The sequence below is a fragment of the Bacillus sp. SJ-10 genome (genome assembly GCF_002843505.1).
Lineage (GTDB): Bacteria > Bacillota > Bacilli > Bacillales > Bacillaceae > Bacillus > Bacillus velezensis.
This window is the reverse complement of sequence record NZ_CP025258.1, coordinates 3,379,989-3,406,399: the sequence shown is the minus strand read 5'-3', so window position 1 is coordinate 3,406,399 and position 26,411 is coordinate 3,379,989. Positions and strand designations below refer to the sequence as shown.

General features: G+C 46.9%; 27 protein-coding genes and 3 riboswitches. Of the genes, 15 read left to right on the top strand and 12 right to left on the bottom strand.

Annotated features, from left to right (window positions below; translation table 11 throughout):
* Window positions 1-18 precede the first annotated feature (18 nt).
* Window positions 19-528 carry a MarR family winged helix-turn-helix transcriptional regulator gene (locus CXL14_RS16670; RefSeq protein ID WP_014417547.1) on the bottom strand — a complete coding sequence of 170 codons (510 nt, stop codon included), beginning with the start codon at window positions 526-528 and terminating at the stop codon, window positions 19-21.
* 73 nt (window positions 529-601) lie between these two features.
* On the opposite strand from CXL14_RS16670, the gene CXL14_RS16665 reads away from it, so the two are divergent.
* The 4 genes from CXL14_RS16665 (at window position 602) to CXL14_RS16645 (ending at window position 3,340) form a co-directional block, all read left to right on the top strand.
* On the top strand, window positions 602-1,012 hold the full coding sequence (locus CXL14_RS16665) for an organic hydroperoxide resistance protein OhrB (protein ID WP_003154758.1): 411 nt from the start codon (window positions 602-604) through the stop codon (window positions 1,010-1,012).
* Window positions 1,013-1,152: 140 nt separating this feature from the next.
* Entirely contained in the window at window positions 1,153-1,722 is a 570-nt protein-coding gene (locus tag CXL14_RS20450) for an alpha-helical endospore appendage domain-containing protein (RefSeq protein ID WP_014417549.1), read from the top strand.
* 21 nt (window positions 1,723-1,743) lie between these two features.
* Window positions 1,744-2,208, top strand: coding sequence for a hypothetical protein (locus CXL14_RS16650; RefSeq protein ID WP_014417550.1), 465 nt, complete (start codon window positions 1,744-1,746; stop codon window positions 2,206-2,208).
* Between the two features lie 4 nt (window positions 2,209-2,212).
* The gene (locus CXL14_RS16645) at window positions 2,213-3,340 is read left to right on the top strand and encodes a glycosyltransferase (protein ID WP_014417551.1); all 1,128 of its coding nucleotides are present in this window, start codon (window positions 2,213-2,215) and stop codon (window positions 3,338-3,340) included.
* 20 nt (window positions 3,341-3,360) lie between these two features.
* Here CXL14_RS16645 and CXL14_RS20555 read toward each other — a convergent pair whose 3' ends face one another.
* Window positions 3,361-5,226 (bottom strand): BclA C-terminal domain-containing protein, encoded by a 1,866-nt coding sequence (locus CXL14_RS20555; protein WP_032863782.1) that lies wholly within the window; start codon window positions 5,224-5,226, stop codon window positions 3,361-3,363.
* Between the two features lie 239 nt (window positions 5,227-5,465).
* Window positions 5,466-6,650, bottom strand: a complete 1,185-nt coding sequence (locus CXL14_RS16635) for an MFS transporter (RefSeq protein WP_014417553.1) — start codon at window positions 6,648-6,650, stop codon at window positions 5,466-5,468.
* Window positions 6,651-6,731: 81 nt separating this feature from the next.
* On the opposite strand from CXL14_RS16635, the gene yeiL reads away from it, so the two are divergent.
* On the top strand, window positions 6,732-7,403 hold the full coding sequence (gene yeiL / locus CXL14_RS16630) for a transcriptional regulator YeiL (protein WP_014417554.1): 672 nt from the start codon (window positions 6,732-6,734) through the stop codon (window positions 7,401-7,403).
* A gap of 49 nt (window positions 7,404-7,452) precedes the next feature.
* On the opposite strand, the gene metE is transcribed toward yeiL, so the two are convergent.
* Both metE and CXL14_RS16620 read right to left on the bottom strand, forming a co-directional pair.
* Window positions 7,453-9,741 carry a 5-methyltetrahydropteroyltriglutamate--homocysteine S-methyltransferase gene (metE, locus tag CXL14_RS16625; RefSeq protein ID WP_021493799.1) on the bottom strand — a complete coding sequence of 763 codons (2,289 nt, stop codon included), beginning with the start codon at window positions 9,739-9,741 and terminating at the stop codon, window positions 7,453-7,455.
* 83 nt (window positions 9,742-9,824) lie between these two features.
* Window positions 9,825-9,979, bottom strand: a riboswitch (SAM riboswitch).
* A 139-nt stretch (window positions 9,980-10,118) separates the two neighbouring features.
* Window positions 10,119-11,078: a S8 family peptidase gene (locus CXL14_RS16620; RefSeq protein WP_014417556.1), complete on the bottom strand. Its 960-nt coding sequence runs from the start codon at window positions 11,076-11,078 to the stop codon at window positions 10,119-10,121.
* Between the two features lie 219 nt (window positions 11,079-11,297).
* On the opposite strand from CXL14_RS16620, the gene CXL14_RS16615 reads away from it, so the two are divergent.
* Window positions 11,298-12,131 (top strand): STAS domain-containing protein, encoded by an 834-nt coding sequence (locus CXL14_RS16615; RefSeq protein ID WP_014417557.1) that lies wholly within the window; start codon window positions 11,298-11,300, stop codon window positions 12,129-12,131.
* 45 nt (window positions 12,132-12,176) lie between these two features.
* On the opposite strand, the gene CXL14_RS16610 is transcribed toward CXL14_RS16615, so the two are convergent.
* The 3 genes from CXL14_RS16610 to CXL14_RS16600 are packed head-to-tail and all read right to left on the bottom strand — an operon-like array spanning window position 12,177 to window position 15,136.
* Window positions 12,177-12,938 carry an energy-coupling factor transporter transmembrane component T family protein gene (locus tag CXL14_RS16610; RefSeq protein ID WP_014417558.1) on the bottom strand — a complete coding sequence of 254 codons (762 nt, stop codon included), beginning with the start codon at window positions 12,936-12,938 and terminating at the stop codon, window positions 12,177-12,179.
* Entirely contained in the window at window positions 12,913-14,550 is a 1,638-nt protein-coding gene (locus CXL14_RS16605) for an ABC transporter ATP-binding protein (RefSeq protein ID WP_014417559.1), read from the bottom strand. The genes CXL14_RS16610 and CXL14_RS16605 overlap by 26 nt, the downstream gene beginning before the upstream one ends.
* On the bottom strand, window positions 14,537-15,136 hold the full coding sequence (locus CXL14_RS16600; protein ID WP_014417560.1) for an ECF transporter S component: 600 nt from the start codon (window positions 15,134-15,136) through the stop codon (window positions 14,537-14,539). The genes CXL14_RS16605 and CXL14_RS16600 overlap by 14 nt, the downstream gene beginning before the upstream one ends.
* A 179-nt stretch (window positions 15,137-15,315) precedes the next feature.
* Window positions 15,316-15,429, bottom strand: a riboswitch (TPP riboswitch).
* A gap of 148 nt (window positions 15,430-15,577) precedes the next feature.
* On the opposite strand from CXL14_RS16600, the gene CXL14_RS16595 reads away from it, so the two are divergent.
* The 3 genes from CXL14_RS16595 to mgtE all read left to right on the top strand — a co-directional run bounded on the left by CXL14_RS16595 (window position 15,578) and on the right by mgtE (window position 18,928).
* Window positions 15,578-16,840 carry a glycoside hydrolase family 18 protein gene (locus tag CXL14_RS16595; protein ID WP_014417561.1) on the top strand — a complete coding sequence of 421 codons (1,263 nt, stop codon included), beginning with the start codon at window positions 15,578-15,580 and terminating at the stop codon, window positions 16,838-16,840.
* A gap of 88 nt (window positions 16,841-16,928) precedes the next feature.
* The gene (locus tag CXL14_RS20100; protein WP_003154740.1) at window positions 16,929-17,066 is read left to right on the top strand and encodes a transcriptional regulator SplA domain-containing protein; all 138 of its coding nucleotides are present in this window, start codon (window positions 16,929-16,931) and stop codon (window positions 17,064-17,066) included.
* Window positions 17,067-17,172: 106 nt separating this feature from the next.
* Window positions 17,173-17,338: riboswitch (M-box (ykoK) riboswitch) on the top strand.
* 234 nt (window positions 17,339-17,572) lie between these two features.
* A complete protein-coding gene (mgtE, locus tag CXL14_RS16580; RefSeq protein WP_012117400.1) occupies window positions 17,573-18,928 on the top strand; it encodes a magnesium transporter in 1,356 nt (451 codons plus the stop codon).
* A gap of 34 nt (window positions 18,929-18,962) precedes the next feature.
* On the opposite strand, the gene CXL14_RS16575 is transcribed toward mgtE, so the two are convergent.
* Entirely contained in the window at window positions 18,963-19,295 is a 333-nt protein-coding gene (locus CXL14_RS16575) for a MerR family transcriptional regulator (protein WP_014417562.1), read from the bottom strand.
* Window positions 19,296-19,488: 193 nt separating this feature from the next.
* On the opposite strand from CXL14_RS16575, the gene CXL14_RS16570 reads away from it, so the two are divergent.
* From CXL14_RS16570 to CXL14_RS16555, 4 genes are all read left to right on the top strand, one after another.
* Window positions 19,489-19,644: a hypothetical protein gene (locus tag CXL14_RS16570; RefSeq protein WP_003154733.1), complete on the top strand. Its 156-nt coding sequence runs from the start codon at window positions 19,489-19,491 to the stop codon at window positions 19,642-19,644.
* A gap of 88 nt (window positions 19,645-19,732) precedes the next feature.
* On the top strand, window positions 19,733-19,915 hold the full coding sequence (locus CXL14_RS16565) for a Fur-regulated basic protein FbpA (protein ID WP_003154731.1): 183 nt from the start codon (window positions 19,733-19,735) through the stop codon (window positions 19,913-19,915).
* A gap of 142 nt (window positions 19,916-20,057) precedes the next feature.
* Window positions 20,058-20,522 carry a MarR family winged helix-turn-helix transcriptional regulator gene (locus tag CXL14_RS16560; RefSeq protein WP_007610911.1) on the top strand — a complete coding sequence of 155 codons (465 nt, stop codon included), beginning with the start codon at window positions 20,058-20,060 and terminating at the stop codon, window positions 20,520-20,522.
* Window positions 20,523-20,699: 177 nt separating this feature from the next.
* A complete protein-coding gene (locus tag CXL14_RS16555) occupies window positions 20,700-21,254 on the top strand; it encodes a YkoP family protein (protein ID WP_007407215.1) in 555 nt (184 codons plus the stop codon).
* 9 nt (window positions 21,255-21,263) lie between these two features.
* Here the strand turns inward: CXL14_RS16555 and CXL14_RS16550 are convergent, their stop codons facing one another.
* The 3 genes from CXL14_RS16550 to CXL14_RS16540 form a co-directional block, all read right to left on the bottom strand.
* Window positions 21,264-23,099 carry a DNA ligase D gene (locus tag CXL14_RS16550; protein ID WP_014721064.1) on the bottom strand — a complete coding sequence of 612 codons (1,836 nt, stop codon included), beginning with the start codon at window positions 23,097-23,099 and terminating at the stop codon, window positions 21,264-21,266.
* Between the two features lie 2 nt (window positions 23,100-23,101).
* Window positions 23,102-23,983: a non-homologous end joining protein Ku gene (ku, locus tag CXL14_RS16545; RefSeq protein ID WP_014417564.1), complete on the bottom strand. Its 882-nt coding sequence runs from the start codon at window positions 23,981-23,983 to the stop codon at window positions 23,102-23,104.
* Window positions 23,984-24,199: 216 nt separating this feature from the next.
* Window positions 24,200-24,439, bottom strand: a complete 240-nt coding sequence (locus tag CXL14_RS16540; RefSeq protein WP_032863779.1) for a hypothetical protein — start codon at window positions 24,437-24,439, stop codon at window positions 24,200-24,202.
* A gap of 137 nt (window positions 24,440-24,576) precedes the next feature.
* Between CXL14_RS16540 and CXL14_RS16535 the strand changes: the two genes are divergently transcribed.
* Complete coding sequence (locus CXL14_RS16535; protein WP_369878818.1) at window positions 24,577-25,212, top strand: DedA family protein; 636 nt, start codon at window positions 24,577-24,579, stop codon at window positions 25,210-25,212.
* A 245-nt stretch (window positions 25,213-25,457) separates the two neighbouring features.
* Window positions 25,458-26,240: a TerC family protein gene (locus CXL14_RS16530; protein ID WP_014417565.1), complete on the top strand. Its 783-nt coding sequence runs from the start codon at window positions 25,458-25,460 to the stop codon at window positions 26,238-26,240.
* Window positions 26,241-26,411: the final 171 nt, after the last annotated feature.

Here is a 26,411-nt window from a genome sequence, read left to right as displayed (position 1 = left end):
TGCCCATTCGGGGCATCCTTATTTTTTGCCGTGCAGCGTATTCAAAACCTCATAAAGCGACTGCTTTAACTGCTTTAATTCCTCTTTTGACCGTCCCGTCTGTTCCAGCATGGCAATGGGGATATCCGCCGCTGTTTTCTGCAAGGCCCGTCCTTCATCTGTGAGCCTGATCGTCACGGATCGCTCGTCTTCAGCCGACCGCTTTCTCATGATGATTCCGTGCTGCTCCATCCGTTTCAGCATCGGTGTCAGCGTTCCGGAATCCAGGTACAAAAGCTCACCCATCCGTTTCACATTCAGTTCTTCGTGCTCCCATAATAAAAGCAGCGCCAAATACTGGGGATAAGTTACGTTGAGCTTATCAAGCAGCGGTTTGTACCGTTTCGTCATTTCCCTTGAGCTTGCGTACAGCAAAAAACAAAGCTGATTCTCCAGTTTCATATGTTCAAAATCTTTTTCTGCCATTACTTCTTTCACCAACTCTTTGTTTGTTAACGTTACCCCTATTGTAGCCGAAAAACGGTCCATTTCCTATTCCTCATGTTTAAAAATATGAGCAGGGGCAATATATACAGTAAGTACAATGAGGAGGCTGATAATAATGGCATTATTTACTTCAAAAGCGACCGCAGTCGGCGGACGAGCAGGACATATTAAATCCGAAGACGGGGTGCTGGATTTTGACATCATCATGCCGAATGCAAAAAAAGACGGAGAAACCGGCACAAACCCTGAACAGCTCTTTGCGGCAGGGTATGCTGCCTGCTTCGGGGGAGCGCTTGAGCTTGCCGCCCAAAAACAAAAAATCGACATGACCTCTGAAATTGAAGGACAGGTCAGCCTTTTAAAAGATGAGAGTGACGGAGGTTACAAAATCGGCGTAACGCTCGTCATTGATACAAAAGATCTTGACAAAGAAACGGCGGAGAAGCTAGTGCACGCCGCTCACGAGTTCTGTCCGTATTCAAAAGCAACAAGAGGAAATGTAGACGTCAAACTTGAATTAAAATAAATCAACGAACGAATATCCCGGATTTTATATCCGGGATATTTTATTAACGAAAACATCAGTAATGATCTCTTCTCTCCCGGAATAAGAATACGATATAGCACTTTTGCATAATGACACCAAGAGAAAAGAGGGAGAAATCGATGTCTCTTCCAAACATACCGAACATCACCCCCGACATTACACTCTCCAGATGTGAGACCCTGAACCTCCTTCTTTCATCCGTGGCTATGGAAGAAATCGGACTATCCCATATTCTGCAGGCGGAAGCGGAAAGGATTCAAATGTTTCTCGGCGCTTCCGGCGATCCCTCCTTGGAGGAATTGTCATCAATCAATAGAAGCACTGAACGGCTCCTGCGCACCGTCATGAAATCACAACTCCTTTTGCAGACGAAGCTTGAGGACATTATCTTCTTACAGGATTCTGAAGCCTGTATGGACCCGGACGATCCAAGCAATCCGAGTAATCCGGGCGATCCTGATGACCCGTGGAATCCGGACGACCCAAGTAATCCGAGTGATCCGGGCGATCCTGATGACCCGTGGAATCCGGACGATCCCAGTGATCCGGAAGATCCATGCGACCCGTGCTTTCCGAATCCGCATCCTGAAGATCCGTGTGACGGCCTGTTTTACGGCCGCATTGGCTGCTGTGAGTGCGGGGATTGTGAGGACTGCGGTTGGAAGAAGAAAGGCGGGGAGCGTTCATAAAAAAAGAGACGGGTGAAGCATATGCCGTATCCAAGCATCTCAAAAGCGAAACAGACATCTTTTGAAGCCATGCATTGCCTCACGATTGCGCTGTTAAATATATTATCTGTGACCGTGGATAAAAGAAGGGATTCAGATTACAAAGAAGAAATCAGGCTGTTCTCCGCATTGTGCCGCTGTCAGATGGAAACAGGCGGCCGGCTGTTTTTAATGGTCAGCTTGGAAGAAGAGCAGAAGCAGATGTATGAGCGGCACTTTCATGAAATGAAGACAGTTACGGAACGAACGAAAAAATTCATTTTTGAAAGCCCGCGCGAATTCCGGGCGCATCCCATTACGAAGCGGGCTGTCAGGCAGCTTCAGGAATGGGATGCAGAATCAACTGCCGAACCTGCCGTCAGATGGGTGCGGCCTGTCATCATAACGATGAACGGCACTCCTGAACGGCCTTGGTTCAATCAACAACTCCAAAATCGGGAAAGGTGAGAAAATGAGCGGAAATGCTGAATGTAAACTGACTCTTTGCATGATTGTGAAAAACGAGGAGAGATACATCTCCCGTTGTTTATCAAGTGTACAAGACATCGTTGATGAGATCGTCATCGCAGACACCGGATCACAAGATAATACAAAAGATATATGCAAAAGCTTTCAGGCAAGAGTGTTTGATTTCGAATGGGAGAATGATTTCGCAAAGGCCAGAAATTACGCCCTGCAGCATGCCGAAGGAGATTGGATTTTAGTGCTTGACGCGGATGAAGAGCTCGATCAGGAGACGGGCCGCTTTTTAACTTCGCTGCTTCATGACGGATTACCGAGCCGGGGCCTTTTGAAAATCATCAATTATACGGGGAAGCAGCTCGATGAAAACGAAGCGTTTGAAAGCATGCAGCCGAGACTGTTCCGCAATCATAAAGGCCTTCTGTATCAAGGCAGAATTCACGAGAATATCTCGGCTTCCAATGAGGAAGAAAACAATACTTTTTTCACGCTCCCATGTGTGATTCATCACTACGGCTACTTGGAGCAGGAAGAAAAGATCAAGCAAAAACATAAACGGAATATCAGCATTTTAAATGAAGAGCTTTCAGAGGAAAATCCTGATCCGTGGCTTGTCTATCATTTGGCAAGTGAATGCTACAGAATAAAAGACTATGAAAAAGCATTATATCTTGTCAACGGCTCAATTTTTCAATTTTTAAGCGAAAAACGAATGCCTCCGTCTCTCCTGTATTATTTGAAATATACAATATTGCTTGAGCTCAAACGGTATGAAGAAGCCGAACAAGGGATTGAAAAAGTGCTCAAGCTATATCCTGATTACAGCAATCTTCATTATTATAAAGGCCTTGTATTATATCATTTGGAAAAGTACAGAGCGGCAATCAAAGCATTTGAAAACGGAACGCAGGTTGAAGGAGAAAACGCTGATCACTTAATTTTAAAAGGTGCCGCCGATTTCAGAGCCTTTTATTATATGGCGAAATGCCATGCTGAATTAAACCATGATATGACGGCCATCGCTTACGCCAAAAAATCCGTGAAGTTCAATCCTCAATTTAAACCCGCGCAAGAGCTTCTGTCTCAATTAAAAAAGGATCAGCGGACAAACGCCTGATCCTTTTTTTGCATGTTCCATTAAGATAATCGAATAATGTTTAAAGCTGCACCGACGCTTCCTCCAAGCAATGTGGCCGCACCCAATAATCCGAACAGCTGAAGCTGGATGGTGCTGCCTGCTGGCAATGTCACAATAAAGGAGTTATTAAAGTTTGCCAAAGACGCGACCGGGGCGATAATCGAACTTGCAGGAGGAGTGCCGTTGATTAAAATACGCGAACTTACAAGCAGGCCGGCCGTTAAATTAATATGGTAGGAGATATAGTAACGTCCCGCCGGAGCAACGGTAAATACGGTATTAGCGGCATTAGCCGTTATATCCGCCGAAAGGTTTTGTTCATTCGGTAAAGAAATGGTCGTGCCGCCGACAATAACTGCGACAACACCGCCGCCCGTATTGCTTGCATAGCCGGAAGTTGCTGTCAGACTTGTTCCGGTGCTTCCGGTCGGTCCGGTGCCGCCAGTAGCGCCGGTGCTTCCGGTCGGTCCGGTAACGCCAGTAGCGCCGGTAATTCCAGTCGGTCCGGTGCCGCCAGTAGCGCCGGTGCTTCCGGTCGGTCCGGTGCCGCCAGTAGCGCCGGTGCTTCCAGTCGGTCCGGTGCCGCCAGTAGCGCCGGTAAATCCGGTCGGTCCGGTGCCGCCAGTAGCGCCGGTAAATCCGGTCGGTCCGGTTTCGCCAGTAGCGCCGGTGCTTCCGGTCGGTCCGGTGCCGCCAGTAGCGCCGGTAAATCCGGTCGGTCCGGAAACGCCAGTAGCACCGGTAAATCCGGTCGGTCCGGTGCCGCCAGTAGCGCCGGTGCTTCCGGTCGGTCCGGTACCGCCAGTAGCGCCGGTGATCCCGGTCGGCCCGGAAACGCCAGTAGCACCGGTGCTTCCGGTCGGTCCGGTGCCGCCAGTAGCGCCGGTGATTCCCGCCGCAGCTAAAAGTGTATAGTCAGCTGAGGCTCCAGGGGTTCCCGCCGGGCTGTTTACGTTTGCGACGTAAGAGCTGCCGTTGAAAGTAACTGGCTGTCCGGCGGTATAGGCAGCGGCGGCGAGGGGATCAAACGGTACGATGCCTTGCAGTCCGGCGCCCGTGACCCCTGTCGGCCCGGTCGGCCCCGCGGCGGCAAGCAGTGTATAATCCGGCGATGTCCCGGGAATGCCTGAAGGGTTATTGATATTTACGACATAAGAAGCACCCTCATACAATACAACCTGCCCCGCTGTATAAAAAGGTGCAGCAGCGGGATCAAAAGCTGTCAATCCTGTCAATCCGGCTCCTGTAGCGCCTGTTGGTCCGATCGGCCCGGTTGATCCTGCGGCAGCTAAAAGCGTATAATCGGCAGACGTATCCGGAATCCCTGCCGGCGAAGGTGTGTTCACGACATAGGAGCTTCCGTTATACAATACAACCTGTCCGGGTGTATAAGTGGGAGCAATCAGCGGATTAAAAGCAACAATCCCTTGAAGACCCGCACCGGTGACCCCCGTCGGCCCGGTCGGTCCGGTTGGCCCTGTCGCTCCGGCCGGGCCGATCGGCCCGGTTGATCCTGCGGGCCCTCCGGCTGGTCCCGTCGGCCCCGTAGCACCAGTCGGTCCCGCCAGTGTAGGGATATTTGAGATACTGTCCAATTTTGAACCGAGAAGAAGCTCCTGTTTCATTAAGCTGTCAAGCGTATCCCGGACGCTCTCATTCAGGTTCAGAATATCCGCAAGACTTGACGGGGGCCCTGTTAATCCGGGAATCGTTCCGAGCGCGTATTGGATTTTTTCCCCTTCCGCATTCAGAATATGTGCCATTCCCAGCTCTTCCATAGCAATTGACGAAAGAAGAAGGTTAATGGTATCGTCTCTGGAAAGTGTAACGACAGGGGTGATATTAGGCAAATTAGGCTGTGACACAATGTCCCTCCTTATGAGTTGGCTGAAAATCATTTTATTACGAACAAAGTTCCCCGAAATAAGCGTAAGCAGTACTGTATCAGTATATTCACTGACTCTGTCCAAGTTTCTGAACGAATTCCCGCATTAAATTCATCATATATGAAGGAAATACTTTAAATATAGAGAAAATACATCGCACAGCATTCGCAAATCGGTCAAAATGACAGCGGGACATGTGATCGTCTATAAAGCGATGGCTACATATCTTGAGCGTTTCCAGCAAAAACTCTCTTTTTCATTTCAAGTTTTCTGTATAAAAGGGCGAGAAGCATGGATGGGATCGTACAAACAATCATTCCGATAAAGGCATACCGGGGTTCAATTTCATATAAAAAACCTCCGAAAATAGTAAATACCGCAGTGCTCCAGCTGAGAGCAAGCGCTGAATATATGCCTTGGGCTTTCGGGATTTGCGCCGGTGAAATATTCTTAATTAAGTATTTCATAAATGCATAGTGTCCCATCGCGAATGAACAGGCATGCAGCGTCTGCGCAATACAGAAAATGATGACATGCGGAAAGGCAAATACGAGTATCCAGCGTACGGTAGCACCAAGCGCCGCCAAGGCGAGCAAAGAGCCTGCCGTAAATTGATGAAAGTATCGGTCAGCGATTGCAAAGAAGATAATCTCCGCGATAACGGCGATGTTGATGATGATTCCGATGGCATATGCGGGCGCATCGATTTCCTGTAAAAAGAGATAACCGTAATTGTAGTAAGATGCATGTGCCGCTTGCAGTAAGATAACGATTGCGAGCACCAGACCGAAATATTTGATGCGGAATAAGGCAAACATACCCTCTTTTCTTGCGCGGTCTGTTTCCGGCCGTTTCGAGAGAACAGCTGGCGCATGCATAAAGCTGAGGCATGCGAATATCAGGGTGCCCAAAAGCAGTGCCCATAAAATCGCTTGATCTCCGAATATACCTGTAAAGACGGACAGGATGACGCCGGCTGAAACAAAACCCGCGGACCCCCACTGGCGGCTTGTCCCATAAGCCTTTAATTCGTTATGCTGTACAAGGACGCCGCAAGCGCTGTCTAAAGCAGGCATTAAAGCAGGGTAAAACACATGCAGCACTAATGTGACAAGAAGCAGGCTTTGAAAAGAATCAGCGGGAATATAACATAAAAGTGCGAGAAGCGTCCCGATTCTGGCGCCGTTTAATAAGGCTTTGCTGCTGAATTTTCCTGATAAATAAGGGAAGAAAAATAATGTGGAAATCCCTCTTGCCGCCAAGCCCAGGCTCATAATGAAACTGGCTTCGGATACGGAAACCCCTTTTATATGCACCATCCATCCCGTCCAATAGGGCAGAAAAACACCCCATGTCATAAAAAAACTAAAAAAATGCAGACTCATCCAGCGATATGCTTTCATTCCCGTTCCTCCTTTAATTGGCATGTTATCATGTAAAGACATAAAGACAATATGAGATATCTCATATTTTTGGGGTGGACGATGGAAATTTATAAAGGCGAGAAAAAGCGGCATCAGTTAGAAAAACACTCAATCGCGCATTTATTCTCTTTCCCCGCTGAAAAGTTTATGGAAGTGCGCGAATATGAGCGGGACGAATGGATGATTCAAGAGGGCAGGAGGCCTGACTTCCTGTTTTACGTGATTGAAGGAAAAGCGAAAATATATGTAACCCATCAAAACGGGAAAGTTTCTTTAATTAATTTTATCAACAAAAATGATTACATCGGAGAGATGGAACTATTACATGAAGTGTATTACACAAAAGGAATTCAAGCCTCAGCGAAGACTGTTTGTTTTGCTCTGCCTATTTACCGCTGCCGCGCGCAATTGCTGCAGGATGCGAAATTCCTGCGTGAGTTGGCTAAGTTTTTAAGTGCTAAGGCAACGCTTATGGCTTCGAAATATTCACAAAGTCTGGCGTTCCCATTTGAAAACCGGCTGGCTGATTTTATTTTGCAGACGGCTTATGAAGGGGTTTATAAAGAGAAGCACGTAACGGTCTGTGATTATTTGGGTGTATCTTACCGTCATCTCTTGCATGTGCTGACGCAATTCTGCCAAAAAGGGTATTTGCAAAAAGAAGGGAGGGGCTATCAAATTAAGCAGTATGATACACTAAGTGAACTTGCAGAAGCGCTGAAGAATAAGTAGCACGCCCCAGAAAAAACAGCCACCCGCAATTTGCGGATGGCTGTTTTTTTTATACAAGCTGAGCTTGTTTTTTTCGTGCCTGTTTCGCGGCGTCGACCATATTTTTTAATGCCGCAACGGTTTCTTCCTGCTGTCTTGTTTTCAGTCCGCAGTCCGGGTTTACCCAGAAGCGGTCAGTCGGACACACTTCAAGCGCGTCATCAATAATTTGATAGATTTCTTCAGTTGCCGGCACACGCGGGCTGTGAATGTCGTATACACCGAGTCCGAGGCCTTTCACGTAAGGATGTTCTTTCAAGTATTCTAAAAATCCTCCGTGGCTTCTGCTGTGTTCGATTGTAATGACATCCGCGTCAAGATCATTGATCGTATCTACGATATCTTCAAAGTTGCTGTAACACATATGCGTATGAATCTGCGTCTCATTTTGCACAGAAGACGTCGTTAACCGGAATGCTTCTGCGGCCCAAGTTAAATATTCATCCCAATCCTGCGTTTTTAACGGCAGTCCTTCGCGGAGCGCGGGTTCATCCACTTGGATAATTTGGATACCGGCATCTTCAAGCGCTTTTACTTCTTTTCTGAGGGCAAGCCCGATCTGGAAGGCGATTTCTTTTCTTGAAATATCCACACGCGGGAATGACCAGTTTAAGATGGTGACAGGTCCCGTCAGCATGCCTTTCATGTGTTTTTCCGTCAGCGATTGGGCGTAGACCGTATCTTTTACCGTCATCGGTTCGATAAATTCGACATCTCCGAAAATGACAGGCGGACGTACGCAGCGTGAACCGTAAGACTGCACCCATGCATATTTCGTAAAGGCGAACCCAGCCAGTTTTTCACCGAAGTATTCGACCATGTCCGTCCGCTCAAATTCTCCGTGAACGAGCACGTCTAAGCCGATTTCTTCCTGAATGTCAACCCAGCGCTTCGTTTCCGCATTAATAAAGGCTTGGTACTGTTCATCTGTCCAATCTTTTTTCCGCCATTTTTGCCGTGCGCTCCGCACCTCGGCAGATTGAGGGAAGCTTCCGATTGTCGTCGTCGGCAGAAGGGGAAGACCGAGTGATTCATTTTGCAGCGCCAATCGTTCTTCAAAGCTTGCCGGACGGGAGAAATCTTTTTCCGTCAGCTGATTCAGCTCTTCTTTTTGAGCTGAGTTCGCTCCTGTTGCGAATGCTTTTAAAGCCTTAAGTGCCGCTTTTGACTCTTCGATCTGCTCACTGACGGCCGCTTTGCCGGACAGAAGCCCTTCTTTTAAGACGCCGAGTTCCGCCAGTTTTTCTTTAGCGTATGACAGGCCGTTCAGCAAATCCTTTTCAAGGTGCTCGTCAGGGTGTTTTGCCACCGGCACGTGCAGAAGGCTGCTTGAAGGCTGAATCCATAATTCCTCAACGTCAGCGTGGCTGAGGATATCCAGAGCTGCATCAAGGCGTTCTTCAACATCGATTTTCCAAATGTTGCGCCCGTCGATCACACCGGCTGCCAGCACTTTATCTTTCGGGAAGCCGTGCTTTTTCAGCTGCTCAAGGTTTCTGCCTTTATCATGCACAAAGTCAAGCCCGATTCCCTGTACGGGATAAGAAACGAGTTCTTCATATGCATCAACCGAATCAAAGTATGTCTGCAGGAGAACATTCAGTCCTGAAAGCTCTTTTGTGATCGCTTCATAGAGGTCTTTGGCGGCACGGACGTCTTCAGAAGAAGCTGTCACAAGGGCAGGCTCATCAATCTGAACCCATTTGACGCCTTCTGCTTCAAGCTCTTTCAGCAGCTGAACATAAAGAGGAACAAGGCGTTTTTGAATCGCTTTCGCTTCTGATTCTTCGTATCCTTTCGCAAGCGTGACGAATGTGTACGGACCGACGATGACAGGTTTCGTTTCCGCTCCGAATTCTTCTTTGATCCGGCGGTAGTCATCAAGCTGTTTGTTTCTCGTCAGACGGAATTCAATGCTTTCGTCATATTCAGGAACGATGTAATGGTAGTTGGTATTAAACCATTTCGTCATTTCACTGGAAACGGCGTCTTTTACACCGCGGGCAATCGCAAAGTATGTATCAACGGGATCCGTGATGCTGCGGAATCTTTCCGGAATCCAGTTAAAGCTGACGGCTGTATCAAGCACATGGTCATAATGGGTGAAATCAGAGACCGGCACGATATCGATATGTTGGTCAAGCTGTGTTTTGACAGCTGATAAGAATAAACCGTCAAGTTCTTTAAGAAACGTTTCTTTGTCAGTGTTACCTTTCCAATATGCCTCAAGCGCTTTTTTCCATTCTCTGTTCAAGCCGATTCTCGGAAAACCGAGGTTCGAAGTTTTGATTGTTGTCATTAAGTTTCCTCCTTTAAGTGAGATGTAACAAAAAAGCCCCTTTCTCATGAGAGAAAGAGGCTTTAACTTCAAAATGTAAGCCTCTCTCATCTCTCAGATCACGTCTGATGGAATTAGCACCGTGCCTTATGAGACAGTCGTCTCGGCGCAAAAATCACGCGCCCCATTTCACAATGGAATTACGGTCGGTTGCTGTTGGGGTCAAAAGGCCAATCCCTCGCCCAACTCTCGATAAGAGAAAGTATTTCAATTTTTTTGAAAAGTTACATCATTTGTTGGTTATCTTATCAGCTTATTCAGATCACTGTCAATAGAAAATCTCACATTTTAAAAATTGGTGATGTGACAAGCTGATCAATCATTATATGAGAAAAATATCAGAAAGACAGCAGCTGTGCCTGTTCGGCTCTTTCCATCAGCACTTCAGGCGCGTCTAAATACAGAAACCCGTTCCCGGCCAATGTTTTGGCGATGTCCAAAGGAAGGGTCCGCCGCACGAGCTGGGCGTAGACTTCAGCCTCAGAAAGCGTCCGCTGAAACGCGTCCTGTTCAAGCCCTTTTATTAAGGCAAGCGCTCCGCTCACATGCGGGGCGGCCATTGAAGTGCCCGTCAGCTTCCCGTATTTATGGTTGGGAAGGGTGGAGAGAATATTTTCTCCCGGAGCCACCAGGTCAATCTCTTTATTGGCGTTTGAAAATTCAGACGATTTACGGGCGATTGAGACTGATCCGACTGCGATCACTTCGTTGTAAGCGGCCGGATACGACAGTTCCTCTGTACGCTCGTCTCCGTCGCCTTCGTTTCCTGCCGCGCAAACGACCAGAACACCGCTTTTTACCGCATTTGCGACGGCTTCTTTCAATTCAGGCACATCGCTTGGCCCGCCGAGTGACATGGAAATGATATCGGCCTTTTGTTCAACGGCGTAGTTGATGCCGTTAATGATCCATTCGTATTTGCCGCTGCCGTTTTGACCGCCGAGAACTTTAACAATTAAGAGGCTTGCTTCCGGCGCGACACCCGAAATTCCGCCGTTTGAATCATTGGCGGCAATCGTTCCGGAAACGTGTGTCCCGTGTCCGTTATAATCGGAAATCGCGTCTTCTTTGCCTCCGTCATCATCGGTGAAGTTTTTCCCGCCGACAATCCGGTCTTTCAAATCAGGATGATTGATGTCGCAGCCTGTGTCAAGCACCGCGATTTTAATATCCTTGCCTTTAAACCCTTTTGCCCACAACTCTGGCGCCTTAATCACTTTAATACCCTCTGGAAGCTCGTTCACATCCATGATCTGTTCATCCGTGACATAAGGAATCAAATGCATTTCACCATTCATAAAAAAGCCCTCCTTTTTTATGCTTGCGAGTGGATACAAGGGTGTTGCTACTATTTTATGGCAGAGCATGCCGGTCGGAAAGAGTCATTTGAAGCATTTTCATAAAAAAGGCGTAATCTATTGCACTAAAAAATTTCAAATAAATGGATAGTTTAACAGCTTTTATTTTCATTCATGACCCGCTGACGCTATAATTGGAAATGGGAAAGGAGAAGAGATATGAAGATAAATGAAGCATTATACGACTATTTTACAGAACAAGCGGATCAAATTGCGGAAGAGTGGATCGAAACGATGGAAGATTCGGACCCGAATTCGGTTTATTCTTTGGCAAATCCTGTCATCACAGAAGAACTGACGGAGCAGGATAAAGAATTTTACCGGCATATTAATAAAATGTATATCATGCCGGAAAAAGAATTTTTAGAAGAGTTCGAGCAGTGGGTGATTGAGCTCGCGAAAGACCAGAAGCATCTGGATACACCCGTCCAGTATGTGGTCCGTGAATTCATGAGAAACCGGAGGCTATACATCAGTTATTATGATGCGTTTGCCGATAAACATGAATCTTCGTTTGCAGAGGGAGAAAGGAAGAAATGGGAGAATTTAATTGTACGAGTATTTGATTTTACGATTTACACGTTTGTCGATCATGCCGAGCATAACTCGAAAATGCAGCTGAACGCGCAAAGAGAAATGATTTTGGAGTTAAGCTCTCCGGTTATCACGCTGAGCAAACGGACGGCGCTGCTGCCGCTTGTCGGCGATATTGACACGGAGCGCGCCAAATTCATTCTTGAAAATACGCTGAGCACATGTGCCAAACGGCTGATTGAACATCTGTTTATTGACCTATCGGGTGTAGTGGTTGTCGATACGATGGTGGCGCATCAGATTTTTAAATTAATTGAGGCGCTGAAATTGATCGGCGTCACGTCCACTTTATCCGGAATCAGGCCGGAAATCGCTCAAACCGCCGTACAGCTCGGCATTAATTTCTCAGATATTACGATCAAGTCCAATCTCGCTCAGGCTCTCAATTATCATCAATAACATACATAACAAAACAGGCTGCCGAATCACTCCGGCGGCCTGTTTTTATACAAACAACAATGAAATGAGCCAGCTTGCGCCGAATAACAGAAGCACGAGCAGGAAAAAACACCAGTCGGCGCGGCGCACAGTAACAGTTTTGTAAAACGTGCGGTTTCGGCTCCCCGTAAAGCCTTTAGATTCCATCGCGATCGCCGTGCGTTCCGCCTTTCTGATTGCGCCTGCCAATAGCGGAATGGTGAAGCGCCTGAAGGCGGAGAGCTTTCCTTTCAGCCCTGAATCAGACGCCGCGCCCCTGATTCTGTGCGCCTGCCGGATGATCAGGATTTCATCTTTCAGAAGAGGGAGAAACCGGAACCCCGCGATAACGCCGTATGCAAGCTTGGGCGGCAGCTTACACTGCTGAATCAGACTGAGCATGAACAGAATCGGATCGGTTGTGAAAAGAAACATCATCGACAAAGCGGAAAAACATAAAATACGAAACGCGATAGAAATCCCGAGCGCCGCGTTATCACTGTTGACGGCAATCGGCCCGAGCTTAAACAGCAGGTTGCTTCCGGTTGTCGGGACGTTTCCGAATACGGCGGCTGTCCATAAAGAACCGAAGGCCAGAATGACAAACGGAATCGTGAACAGCAGCCATTTTTTCAGCGGCACACGCCCCGCCGAGAGGACGCCTCCCGCAATGATGATATAAAACAAAGCAGGGGTGTACGGATTATAAATAAACGACAGCATAATGACGCATAACAATACAGCCGCCGCCTTTATTGACGGGTTAACAGCCTCCAGCCGCAAGTTCATTTCTCCGCCTCCTGTCGTGTTTCATCCATTCATACCGCAGCGGCAAAGCCAAATGCGCCTGCTCGGCGATCCCGGTGTTATCAGAAAATAAAGCGTCGGGAGTTCCCCGGAATACCAGTTTCGTGCCGCAGAGCACAAGGATCGTGTCGGCATAATCTGAGACGAGTTCCATATCGTGTGTCACCATCAAAACAGCCGTTCCTTCCTTTTGAATCTCACGGAGCATTTGCATACACTCCCGCGCCGTTTTGGCATCCTGTCCGAAAGTCGGTTCATCAAGCATCAAAACGTTCACATTGTGCATAAGCATTGTCGCGACACTGAGCCGGCGTTTTTGTCCTTGGCTTAAAGAAAACGGATGCTGTGAGGCATGGCGTCTCAGGCCGAATCGGGTTAACAGCTGAAGAGCTTTCTCCTTTGCGGGTCTGCTGCTTTCAAAACCGAACATCAGCTCTTGAATGACGGAATCTGTGACAAATTGGTGTTCAGGATTTTGGAAAACATATCCGATCAGCCGCCGCAGCTCTTTTTCAGAATAGGAATCAATCGGTCTGCCGTCTATTTTGATGTCTCCGCTCAGCGGACGGATGAGCTTGGCCGCGGCAGAAAGGAGCGTGGATTTTCCTGTTCCGTTAGGGCCGGCAATCGCGGTGATTGAACCTTTTTTTACGGAAAAGTTCACATCCTGAAAAATGACGTCTGCTCCTCTTGAGAATGACAGCTCGTGAACGCTCAGCGCGTCTTCTGCCGAAAGCGCGGCGGGCCGGGGTTCGGGCAGAGATGGTACAGGTTCGTGAAACAGCTTTTCTTTACACAATGTAAAAGGAATGCTGACGTGCTCCTGCAATGAGAACACACGCGGAATCGGAATGCCGAGCTGCATCAGCTCTTCAATCTTTGTTTCAAAGATAACGTCCGTCTCTCCGTCCATCACCTTCTGACCCATTTCGTCAAGGACAATCGTCCTGTCCATCCACGGCGCCCAATGATCAAGCTGATGTTCGATAACGAGAAGGCCGAAGCCTTTTTTTGCTTGAAGATCTTTGATCAGCCGCACTAATTCACGTGCGGAATATGGATCAAGCTGTGCCGTCGGTTCGTCCAAAATAATGAGTTCCGGTTCCATCGCAATGATACAGGCAAGCGCCACTTTTTGTTTTGAACCGCCTGACAGCGAAGCGATCGTTCGCGTTTTCAAATGAGTGATCTCTAATTTTTCTAAAACGTCATTGATGATTGCGTCCATATCTTCTTTTGTATATTGCAAATTTTCCAAGCCGAAGGCGATTTCATCTTCAACCGTCAGCATGCAAAACTGCTGGTCCGGATCTTGAAACACGACGCCGATGGATCTGGCGGCGGGTTCTGTCAGGTGTGAAAGAGGTGTTCCGTATAAAGAAACGGTGCCCGATTGAACCCCATCGCATGCTTCCGGGTACAGACCGTTTAAACAAAGAGCGAGCGAGCTTTTGCCGCATCCGCTCGGCCCGAGCAATAAAGCCCGCTCTCCTTTGCGGAGCTGAAAGGACACGTTTTGAAGAATCGGCTTTTCATCCTGATCATAAGAAAAGGTAAGACAGCCGGCCGATAGAAGGGGCTCAGATGCCTGCATCTTGGTTCACCTGTTTCTTTTTCTTCTTGAATTGTTTTCCGAGCGCCATGCCGTTCAGCACCCCTGTGTAAGCCAGCGCATCACTGATTGCTTTGCCGAGAAGGCCGGCAAGAAGCGCACCTGAGATCAGACGGACAAGAAGCATGACGGCTAATAAACCCGGATTCAAAACAGAGTATCCGGAAACGAACAAGTCATAAATGAAGCTCGTCACAGAAGACCCCATACCGGATAAAAGAAGCACGGGCAGGGTATAAATCCGCCAGCGTGTCGCAAAAAAGACCGCTTCCGCACCGATTCCCTGTGCGATCCCGATCAGAATCACCATCGGTCCTGACGGATTTCCGAGTAAGCACTCCACAAACGCGGCGATGATTTCAGAAACAAGAGCCGCTCCCGGTTTTTGAATAATGTACGCGGCAATTACCGAGACGATAAACCAGATACCGTAAATCGGTTCGTAGCTCATTCGGCCGAAAAACCCTGCCGCTATATTGCTTGCATGAGTTGATACTAAATAAATGACAGCAAATACAACACTGATGACGGACATGACGACAATTTCTCTCATTTTCCAATTTTTCATTGTGATCTCCTGCTTTCTTATCGGATAGTCGTATGTATGAAAGAGATGATTTTACAGGCGGTTTATATTCAGTTTCATATTGCGGTGTCCTCCCCCGTTTTTTAATGAAAAATAAAAAACTGCATATCCGAGGGAATATGCAGCAGCAGAACGAAAACGCATGGGGAAAAACCCTGCGCTCCGGTCAATCTGCACTTCCCCACGCTGGTATTATCCAGATCGGGTTATAAGGGATCAAAACACGCCTGCCGCATGTTTTATCTCAGCCGATAACAGCACCCCTAGTGCGTTTCCTATACAGTTTTTTATGATGACATCATCATAGTTGATCATGTCTGATTTGTAAACAGCCTTTCTCCAAACAGAGTTTGGAATCGGACCGGATGATCATTCATAAAGATAAGAAGAGCCCTTTTGATCAAAAGGAAACGGAGGACATCTATGTTTGTTCATACAGTGCAGTCTGGCGACTCGTTATTTTCCATCAGCAGAAAGTACGGATACCCTGTTGACAGCATCAGAAGCGTCAACGGGCTTGAGGAAACGAATATCGTTCCGGGGCAGGCGCTTTTAATCCCTCTTAATGAATATACGGTTCAGCCGAATGATACGTATGCCGTTATCGCAGGTAAGGCTTATGTGCCGCAGATGCAGCTGATGCAGGCAAACCCGGATATTCCGCCGAACCGGCTGCGGGCGGGTATGAAAGTGAAGATCCCTGATATCTCTAACTATCTTGCGGGAACCCTGCAATTTTATGTCATTCGGACGCCTGAAGCGGATAGAGAGTTAATTAATGATTTTGCGCCGTATTCTTCGGCGATTTCTTTGTTTGAATATCATTTTGGCCCGAACGGAGATATCATTAACGATTTAAACGACAGAACCGCAATAGAAACCACATGGCAGAACAGAGTGCGCCCGCTTGCCGTTATTACAAATTTGACAGAAGGGGGATTCAGTCCGGAATTAGCCCATCAAGTGCTGCAAAATCCGACGGCACGAACGAATCTCGTCAACAATATCGTCTCCTTAACCGTAAGAAAGGGATACGGCGGTGTAAATATCGATTTTGAACGGGTCAGAGAAGCTGACAGGGACCTCTTCACAGGATTTCTCCGGCAGTTAAAAACCCGGCTTTCAGAGCATCAGCTCGCGTTAACGATATCGGTTCCGGCGAAAACAAGTGATGCAGTGCCGTGGCTGAGGGGATATGATTACGGCGGAATCGGAGCCGTCGTCGATTATATGTTCATTATGGCGTACGACTGGCACCACGCCGGCAGTGAGCCGGGACCCGTGGCGCCTTTGACAGAGGTCAGGCAAACGATCAATTTTGCCATCAGCAGGGTGCCGAGAAGAAAAGTGATTCTCGGTGTTCCGCTGTACGGGTATGATTGGGTGATTCCGTACCGTCCCGGAACGATCGGATCCGCCATCTCCAATCAGCGCGCCATGGAAACGGCCATGAAGCATCAATCAGTGATCCGTTATTCCCAGCAGGAGCGTTCCCCTTACTTCCGGTATACTGATGAAAATGGAAGAACGCATGAAGTGTGGTTTGAGGATGTGCGGAGCATGAGTGAAAAAATGGTTCTCATTCGGGAGTTCGGACTGCAGGCGATCGGCGCGTGGCAATTAACGCTCGGTTTCAAACCGGGCCCGTGGCTGCTTAGGAACTTTTTCACGATCCGAAAAATATAGCTGCATGTCCCCCTCCGCAAGTGATTTTTTTTCCTATGATAACGGGTCTTCTTTTGGACAATCTAAAATTGAACAGGAGGTCTGTCATATGAAGAAAAGGGAAGAGCAGTATATCAACGAGGCTGAGTATGTACCGCATCCGACAAAAGAAGGGGAGTACGCGCTCATGCTGCATGAATCCTATCATTTCCTTTCAGAAGAGGATGAAAGCGATTTGCCGGAATAAGGGCTTTATGCCTTTATTCCGTTTATTTTATAGGCATGTGCTGAAATCACAAATTTAAGGTTGACACATTCCTTTTTTTTCTGTAATCTCAGTGTGTCAATTCAAATAAGAACTTCGTTAGGTGAGGCTCCTGTATGGAGATACGCTGCTGCCCAAAAATGTCCAAAGACGCCAATGGGTCAACAGGAATCATCGACATAAGGTGATTCTTAACGCAGCTGGATGGCTGTCCTATGCCATACAGTGCTAAAGCTCTACGATTGGAGGCCCCGCACGTTTATTTGCCGTGCTTGTTTTCGCCTTCATATCGGAAGGTTTTTTTTATGCCTCAAAACGTACACGACTGAGCATGATAAGGAGGTGCGGAGTATGGATTCTCCCCATTCGAGTATGTCAGAAGAAGTACCCATATACAGCCAGATAACCAGTGACGACATGATGAGGAGACAAACCGCCGCACTTCCCTTGACGGACGGCGCGTCTCCGTAAAGGAGGTACGAGTCCCGATGGTCCAAAACATGACCTATGACGAACTCATATTACGCATTATCATTTTATTGCGGGACGGAAAAATAAAAGAATTCCGAAACATGATAGATGAGCTTCAGCCCTATGACATGGCATTTTTGTTTAAAGAAATGCCGGAAAAGCACCGGGCCCGCTATCTGTCATATATGACGGTTGATGACATCACCGACATGATCGGAGAGCTGGAGCGGGAATTTCAGCTTGCCGTTTTGCATAAAGTCGGTAAAACGAAAGCCACTCTCGCAATGAATAAAATGGATAACGACGATCTCGCCGCATTGCTGGAAGAGATGGATGAAGAACTGAAAGAACAGCTTTTATCCAGCATGGAGGCTGAGGAATCAAAGGCCGTACAGCTTTTGATGAACTATCCGCAAGAATCGGCGGGCCGGATGATGACGAACCGCTTCGTCTGGATTCCGCAGCATTATACAGTAAAAGATGCGGTCGTGAAGCTGAAAAGCTTTGCAGAAATCGCAGAATCAATAAATTATTTGTACGTGATTAATGACAGCAAGCAGCTTGTCGGAGTGCTCTCTTACAGAGATTTAATTCTCGGCGAGCCTGAGGATAAAGTGCAGGATCTCATGTTTACGCGTGTCATCTCGGCCGGGGTGCTCCAAGACCAGGAAGAAGTCGCCCGGCTGATCCAGCGGTATGACTTTTTAGCCATTCCGATCGTGGAAGAAAATCATGTGCTTGTCGGTATTGTCACTGTCGATGATATTATTGACGTCGTGATTAAAGAAGCCGATGAAGATTACGAAAAATTCGCAGCCTCCGGTAAGGCGATTACATTTGATACGAAAGCGTACGTTGCGGCGTACCGCCGTTTGCCGTGGCTCATTCTGCTTTTGTTTATCGGATTGATTTCCGGAAGCATTCTGAATTATTTTGAAGATACATTGCAAAAAGTAGTCGCCCTCGCATTTTTCATGCCGATGATTGCGGGAACGACGGGTAATACAGGCACACAGTCACTCGCCGTCGTCATCAGAGGACTGGCTAAAGAAGAAATGAATAAAAAAACCATCTTTAAACTGATTTTCCGTGAATTAAGAACCGGTATCTATATCGGCATCGTCTGTGCGATCGCGATTACGATTGTCGCAACCGTCTGGCAGAAAGACTTAACGCTCGGTTTTGTCGTCGGTTCATCGCTGCTTGCAACGTTGATTATCGGTACGATGGCCGGAACGATCGTCCCTATTATTCTTCATAAACTGAACATTGACCCGGCGATTGCATCAGGACCGCTGATTACGACGCTGAACGATATTTTGTCCTTATTAATTTATTTCGGCATTGCAACTGCATTTCTTCATGCTTTATAAAAAAGTCCGTCTCACAGGAGGCGGACTTTTTTGATCAGCGGTTTTTATACTTAAAATGAGCATTAAGCTGTCCTTCCAGCATTTTTTTGCGGAGCTGCGGGTCGTTTTTGAGAGCCTGTTCTTTTTTTCGCATGTCTTTTAAAATCTCAGCTGTCTGCACGCCGTCTTCCCGCTTGTTGGCAATATCCATCAGCCGCTCAACGTCCGCGAAGGAATACTTTCTCGTTCCCCGTGATGATCGCTGCGGGTAGATTAATTTCCGTTCTTCATAGTATCTGATCTGTCTGACTGACAATCCGGTTAATTCGCTTACAATGCCGATCGAGATTACTTTTTTATCTTTGTAAGATTGTTCGTCTGCCGTCATTTTTCCACCCCTGGATGTCTTTTACTCATATTATATAAGAAAAAAAGAGAAAAAACCTGACGCTTGTCAGGTTTTCTGACGTGGAATAGAAAATTTTAGAAAAAAAGCGGCAGAAAAATTGACAAGGTTAATGCATGGTCCTTTGCCCCGTTTTATGCTTACTGTACAGACACAATGAGGAGGAAGGATAGGAATGGAGAAAGAAAAAGCGGTTTCGCTGGCAAAAGAAATCATTGAATTAGATATGAAACGCGATGAAATGCTGGAGGCGTTCATGCAGCTTGCCGGGGAACATGCTTTTCCGCTGCTCAGAGCCGTCCAGAACGGACTTTACCGAAAAACATCATAATCCACAGAAGATTTACAATGGCTTTATACGTCTTTGATATAAAAGCGTTATTCTGATCATAGAATAACGGAAAACAAAGGAGGCCGCCATGAGTCGTTTGCTTCAAAATGCATTGGACAAAGAGAGAAACCATTATTCCAAAAAGCTTCTGCAGATCGGAGTCTATACGAAAGAAATACTCAATTCCATGACAATTACGGAGCTGAGAAAGGAATACGCGTATTTTTTTCGGAACATTCCCTATAAAGAACGGAACCCTTATACAAATTAAATGATGTATAAGGGTATTTTTTTATATAAAAAAGAAGGAATTCTGAAAAACGGCACGAATAGAATATAAAACAAAGAACGACTCTTATGAATTGTAAGGGTTTACATTATTTTTTTATAAAAATCTTAAATACGGGGTAGATATGATGAGATTATCATTTAACGAAGAAGAAGTGATGCGTTCGATGAATTTGTACAAAGTTTTTGCAAGGGCTTTCAAGAGTGTGTCTGAACACAGCATCCGCGACAGTAAAGAACACGGTTTTAATCCGACTGAATTTGCCGTTTTGGAGCTGCTCTATACGAGAGGACCGCAAAAGCTTCAGCAAATCGGGTCGCGTCTTTTGCTTGTCAGCGGGAATGTCACCTATGTCATCGACAAGCTTGAAAGAAACGGGTTTTTGGTCAGAGAACAAGACCCGAAGGACAAACGGTCTGTTTACGCCCATTTAACTGATAAAGGAAACGAGTATTTGGATAAAATTTATCCGATTCATTCATTGAGAATTGCGAGAGCGTTTTCAGGACTTATGCCTGAAGAACAGGAACAGCTGATAGCCTTACTGAAAAAAGCGGGAATTCACAGCCAGCATTTGCTTTTCCGTTAAAAGAAAGCGGATACAAACACTCTTCTTCACGAAGAGTGTTTTTTCTGTTCCGGACAGTAGAGCCTGAAGCGGTTTTTGCATAAGCTGATACAGGTCGGCATCATTATTTACCAATCATAATGTGACATGCCCCATGCCAAAATATGAGGGTGCTTTGAATATAAAGAAGGTGAACATGTGAGAAGCTGTCTGCTGTCTATATGGTACTTACTTGATCCGCTTTATTTCTTCTTTACCCGGCTGACGCTGATTGATAAACGGCAATCGAATGTATTCCGCGTCCGTTTGACAAGATATAAAGGAAAAGAAGTCATCCTGAGCGACGGAACCAGAATTAAAAAAAACGACGTGTTAGTTAAGATTCATCTTCATAATGTCAAACTCCTGAAAGAGCTGCAGCCTATTGAAAGCGCGGTCAGAAGGGGGATTATGCTATATCAGAAGGTATATCAATCCATGCCTCATTTAGCGGATTATATTAACCAGCATAAACGGAAAGACGAGATTAAGGGAGTCGTCGGCATTACAATGCTTCATAAAGGAGCGGCGAGACTCGGTTTTGATGTGATAAAACCATCCAGCGGCTGCTACAGGCTGTTTAAGAAAGCGGCCCATATTCCGATTTTATACTTTACTGCAAAACAGCTCACCCTCAAAAACATTCCTTACTCCTGCTATTTATTTATTTCCAAAGAAAAATTGATGTGCACGTATCAGACTGAAAAGAGCTGACAAAAAGCGTCAGCTCTTTCTCTTGATTTGCTCAAGCACGATTGAAAGCGGGCCGTCCTGCGGATTCCGGTAAAAATCATAAAACGGATCTCCCTCTGTCCTGACGCGGTTCACTACTGTATCGATCGTATAATCATCAGGTGTTAAAGAGGAGTTGACTTCGCTCCAATAAAGGGGAGCCGCAACCGTTCCCAATTCGTTGCCCCGGGTCGAATAGGGGGCGATAATGGTTTTCCCTTCGGCATGCTGCAAATAATCTAGGTAGAGCCTGCCGTTTCGGTTTTTGATAAACCGCTCTGTCGTAAAAAGATCCGGGCGCGTCCTGACGCAATAATCGGCGATGAGCATTGTGAACGCACGGGTTTCTTCATAGCTGAATGCTTCCGGTGAAAGCGGGATGTAGAGCTGAATGCCTTTATTTCCGGAGAGCTTCGGGAATGACGTAATGCTGAATGAGTCAAACAGCTGTTTCAGCACATGCGCAGCCTCCACTGCCATGGGAAAATCATTCCTTGACGGAGGATCAAGGTCAATTACAATCTCTGCGGGTCTTTCAGAATGCACTGTCTGAAACGGAACGTGAAATTCAAGCGCCAGCTGATTGGCCAGCCATAGAAGTGACGGTATGCTGCTGCATACGATGTGCTCGTGGCTCCCGTCAAACACGCTTGAGACAAAGTCCGGCGTGTAGTCCGGTTTGTTTTTTTGAAAAAAAGATTCGCCAGGCGCGCCGTGCGGATAACGGATCACCGTGACGGCCCGATCTTTAAGAAAGGGCATAAGAAAATCGCTCATTTTCACCATATAACTAAGGAAATCTGCTTTCGTTTTTTCACGTTTTTTAAAAACGATCTTATCCAGGCTTGTGAACTGCAGCTTCGGCGGCAGCGTTTTAGAGCGGAGGATAAGCTGCTGATACGTGCATTCCGTCCAATCCATTTCAAACTGAAAAGACACAAAAGATACTTCACGCAGCGTGTCCTGCAATATGGTTAAATACTGCACGGTCATGCAGATAGAAGGCTCAAGTATATACTCGCCGCTTGGCAGTTTTTTTCCGTGGGTCTCCATAATGGTTCTGACGGCGTTTTTTTCTTCCGCCTGCATGCCGTGGGAAACGGAAGCGATCGGGACGGCGGTGCCGTCTTTTAAAACAGAGGCTGTTACATACCCGTTCTTCGGATTAAACCCGGTTAATAGCACATGTGCCGTTTTCATATGTTTATACTTTTGCCAGTCGGGAGAGCGTTTATTTTCCGCCCAGCCGCTTGATGCTCTTTTTGCTACGACACCTTCTCCGTCATGGCGGACGACCTTGGCCCAAAGCGCATCAAAGTCAGTGTGTTCCGGAATGTATTGAATCGCTTCTTCCGCTAAGTGATGAGGGCAGGCGGGAAGATTTGCTTCTTTAAACAGTTTGGAAAGGGCGCGCTTCCGTTTCACATACGGTAATGAGACGGTGCCGGCGCCTTCCAGAACGAGGAGATCAAATGCCAGAAAGCGGCACGGCCGTCTATCAGCGGTGCTTTCAATTGCTTCCGTCCGTTTTAAACGTCCGCGGATTTGAAGATGCTCAAAGTCCGCTCTGTACGGATTGATTAAATAGACAAGCTCTCCATCAAGCGTGATGGGGAACCTGTCTTTCATGTGCTGAAAACACCGGGCCGCAAAAGCCGTGATTTCCGGAAATTGATTCGTCAGCGTCTGTCCGTTTCTGCTGGTTAATGTAACGCCGCTTTCGTCTATGCGGAGAAGACAGCGGAATCCGTCATACTTTACCTCATAGCGCCACTCACTGCCTTCAGGCGGTACAGAGGTCAAAATCGGCTGCATCGTCAGCACCATGATTAAGACGTTCCGGCTTTTTGTCTGGTCGTCTTTTGCTTTTTGCCTCCGCCGCCTGCTGACGCGGCGTCTTTTGTCCGCGCCGGTGCAGCCTGTTCGCGATCCGGCCGCTTCGTCCGGTCAATGCTTGCCTGAAGCGCGCTGACAAGATCAATGACATCTTCGCGCGGGCCGGCAGCAACCGGTGTCACGCCCGCTTCTTCATGTTCGAGCTTATCGTTAATTTTAGCGAGAAGGGCTTTCCGGTATGTGTCTTCGTATTGTTCCGGGTCAAACTCGGTTGTCAGTTCATTAATTAACGTAATCGCCGTCTGCAGCTCTTTTTCATTAACGGCTGTCTGCTCGGGAACGCCCGGCACATGTCCGGCATTTCTGACTTCATCCGGATAATGAATGGATTCCATCACGATGCAGTTGTCATACACGCGAAGAATCGCAAGCTGCTGTTTAGAGCGGATCGTAATGGAGGCAATCCCGATTTTACCCGTCGTTCTCAGCGCTTCCCGCAGAAGTGTATAGGCTTTTGTGCCGTTATCTCCCGGCCCGACATAATACGACCGGTTAAAATAAATCGGATCAATTTCCTGCAGCTGGACAAAGTCAACAATCTCAACCGCTTTTTCTTCATGTTCCTGTTTTACGTCTTTCAAGTCTTCGTCTGTCATAATGACGTATTTCCCTTTTACATACTCATAGCCTTTCACGATTTCATCAGGTTCCAGACTTTTTTCACATCCGGTGCAGATTTTTTCGTATTTAATCGGCGCATGGTCTTCTTTATGAAGACTGCGGAATTTTATATCTTTATCTTCAGTGGCCGCAAAGAGCTTGACCGGGATATTGACGAGACCGAAACTGATCGAACCCTTCCACATCGTGTGCATGAATAAAAACTCCTTTTTGTTTTATTGTGGATAAACGGGTCCGTTCCATGTGTAGCAACTTATGGGTGATGCGGCGCTTCATGGAGCGGCTGTTCCATTTCCTCAGGCGGAAATGGTCGGCTGAAAAGCAAATGAATTCTCTATTTACAATCAGTGAATCGGTAAGTTCTTTAAAGCGCTGAAGTCCCTGAAAATCATCAGTGGTAATCAAAAAGATTATACAAAATCATTCCCCGGGAAATGCCCACGCATTCCCATGTAATGCCTGAGAGAATTTCCCGCTCCCATAAAAACAGATCCGGTGATGGAAAAGATCCCGGCAAAACGCAATGCCCATATGCTGAATCCGCGGTCAGCCGCCGCTTCCCGCGAAGGGTAACTTTTCCGGAGATCTTCAGTGATGTAAACGCCGCCAGACAAGCAATCAGGAGACAGGCGGGACGTTGTATTGCTCATGTCATTCCCTCCCGCTATACCGATCTGAAACGACTCACATTTATAACGGGGCATGTCTAAAAGATATTTCAGCCTCAAGGTTTTGTGTTAAAATCATTCTTAAGTTTCGGAATATAGACGTAAGCCGGGAGTGATAGATCATCGAAGATTTCATCATATCAATAATAGAGGCGTTTAAAAGCTTATCTTACGCCGGGATTTTTTTGGCGCTCAGTATAGAATTCATCCCGGCGGAAATTGTTCTTCCGCTTGCGGGCTATTGGGTCTCAAAAGGGGATATGACGCTTGCCGGGACCGTGTTTGCCGGTTCGCTCGGCGGTGTTTCAGGTCCGCTTGTCTTATATGGAATCGGCAGGCTGGGCGGTCGGCCGTTTTTGCTGAAATATGGAAAGTATATATGGATAAAACCCGAATCCCTGCAGAAATCAGATGATTTCTTTCAGAAGCACGGAGGTTTGGTCGCGTTCAGCGGCCGTTTTATACCGGGGGTCAGGACGCTGATTTCTTTGCCGTGCGGCATTGCGAAGATGAATGTCTGGGTGTTCTCTCTATATACATATGCGGCGATGCTGCCGATTACATTTGCTTACGTATACCTCGGAATGAAACTCGGGGAAAATTGGAAAAGCGTCGGTTCCATTCTCGATCAATATATGCTGCCGCTCGGTATATTCATTGTGTTGCTTCTCATTCTTTGGATGTTTTTAAAGAGAAGAAAACAGCGGGCCAAAACAGAAAAAATTTCTCAATTTGTTAAAAAAGTTAAGCGTTGACAAATGATGAAACAGGCTTTATCATGAGCGTATAAACAAATATTTCTTGAAATCCCAAAGGGGAGTAGCGTCCGGATATTCCGGAAACAAAGTCGTCAATTCATGGATCATATCCATCGGCTTTGTTGGCATGCCAATCATTCATGTCTAGCAAGACCTTTGCCTTATATCGGCAAAGGTCTTTTTTGCGTAAAAAACCGCCGGTATAAGCTCGGATGATAGAAAAAAGAAACGGAGGGAATGGATTGGACTTTGCATTATTATTGGAGTATGGATGGGTTCTTCTCGTTTTAATCGGGCTGGAAGGGATTTTGGCGGCGGATAACGCGCTGGTGATGGCTGTGATGGTGAAGCATCTTCCTGAAAAACAAAGGAAGAAGGCTTTATTTTACGGATTGGCGGGTGCATTTATTTTGCGTTTCGGGTCGCTGTTCGCCATTTCTTTTCTGGTGAATGTTTGGCAGGTCCAGGCCGTCGGCGCTTTATATCTGTTTTACATTGCGGTCAGCCATTTGCTGAAGCGGTATGTATTTAAAGATAACGCCGGTCAGAAAACGCAGAAAGAAAGCGGGTTTTGGCAGACTGTCTTGAAAGTGGAGCTCGCGGACATCGCTTTTGCCGTTGACTCCATTTTAGCGGCGGTCGCGCTTGCCGTAACGCTCCCGGGAACTCAGCTTCCTGCCATCGGCGGCTTGGACGGCGGTCAGTTTCTCGTTATTTTAGCCGGCGGCGTAATCGGTTTAATCATTATGCGTTTTGCGGCATCAATGTTCGTATCCTTACTGAAAACCAGGCCGGGCCTTGAAACGGCGGCATTTGTGATTGTCGGATGGGTAGGCGTAAAGCTCGCTCTTTATACATTGGCCCATGAGGAACTCGGTATAATTCCGGCAGATGTCATCCATTCGGCGGCCTGGAAAATCATTTTCTGGGCGGTTCTGGCTGCCATCGCGGTTTGCGGATGGTTTATGTCAGGAGCAAAACAAATAGAGTCTGGCGCGGAATCGGAAAAAAGGGAACACGCGTAAAATGATCAAAAAGGGAGTCTGGCTTTTTAAAAAGCAGGTTCCCTTTTTTTGTTTGAAACGCTTACATTTAAGACATATGATAACAATTTTATAACAGCATTGTTACAAAAAACACAGAGAAAACCCCCTTAATTCTGCATGGGGGCACGAAATCATGTATAGTACGTCTTA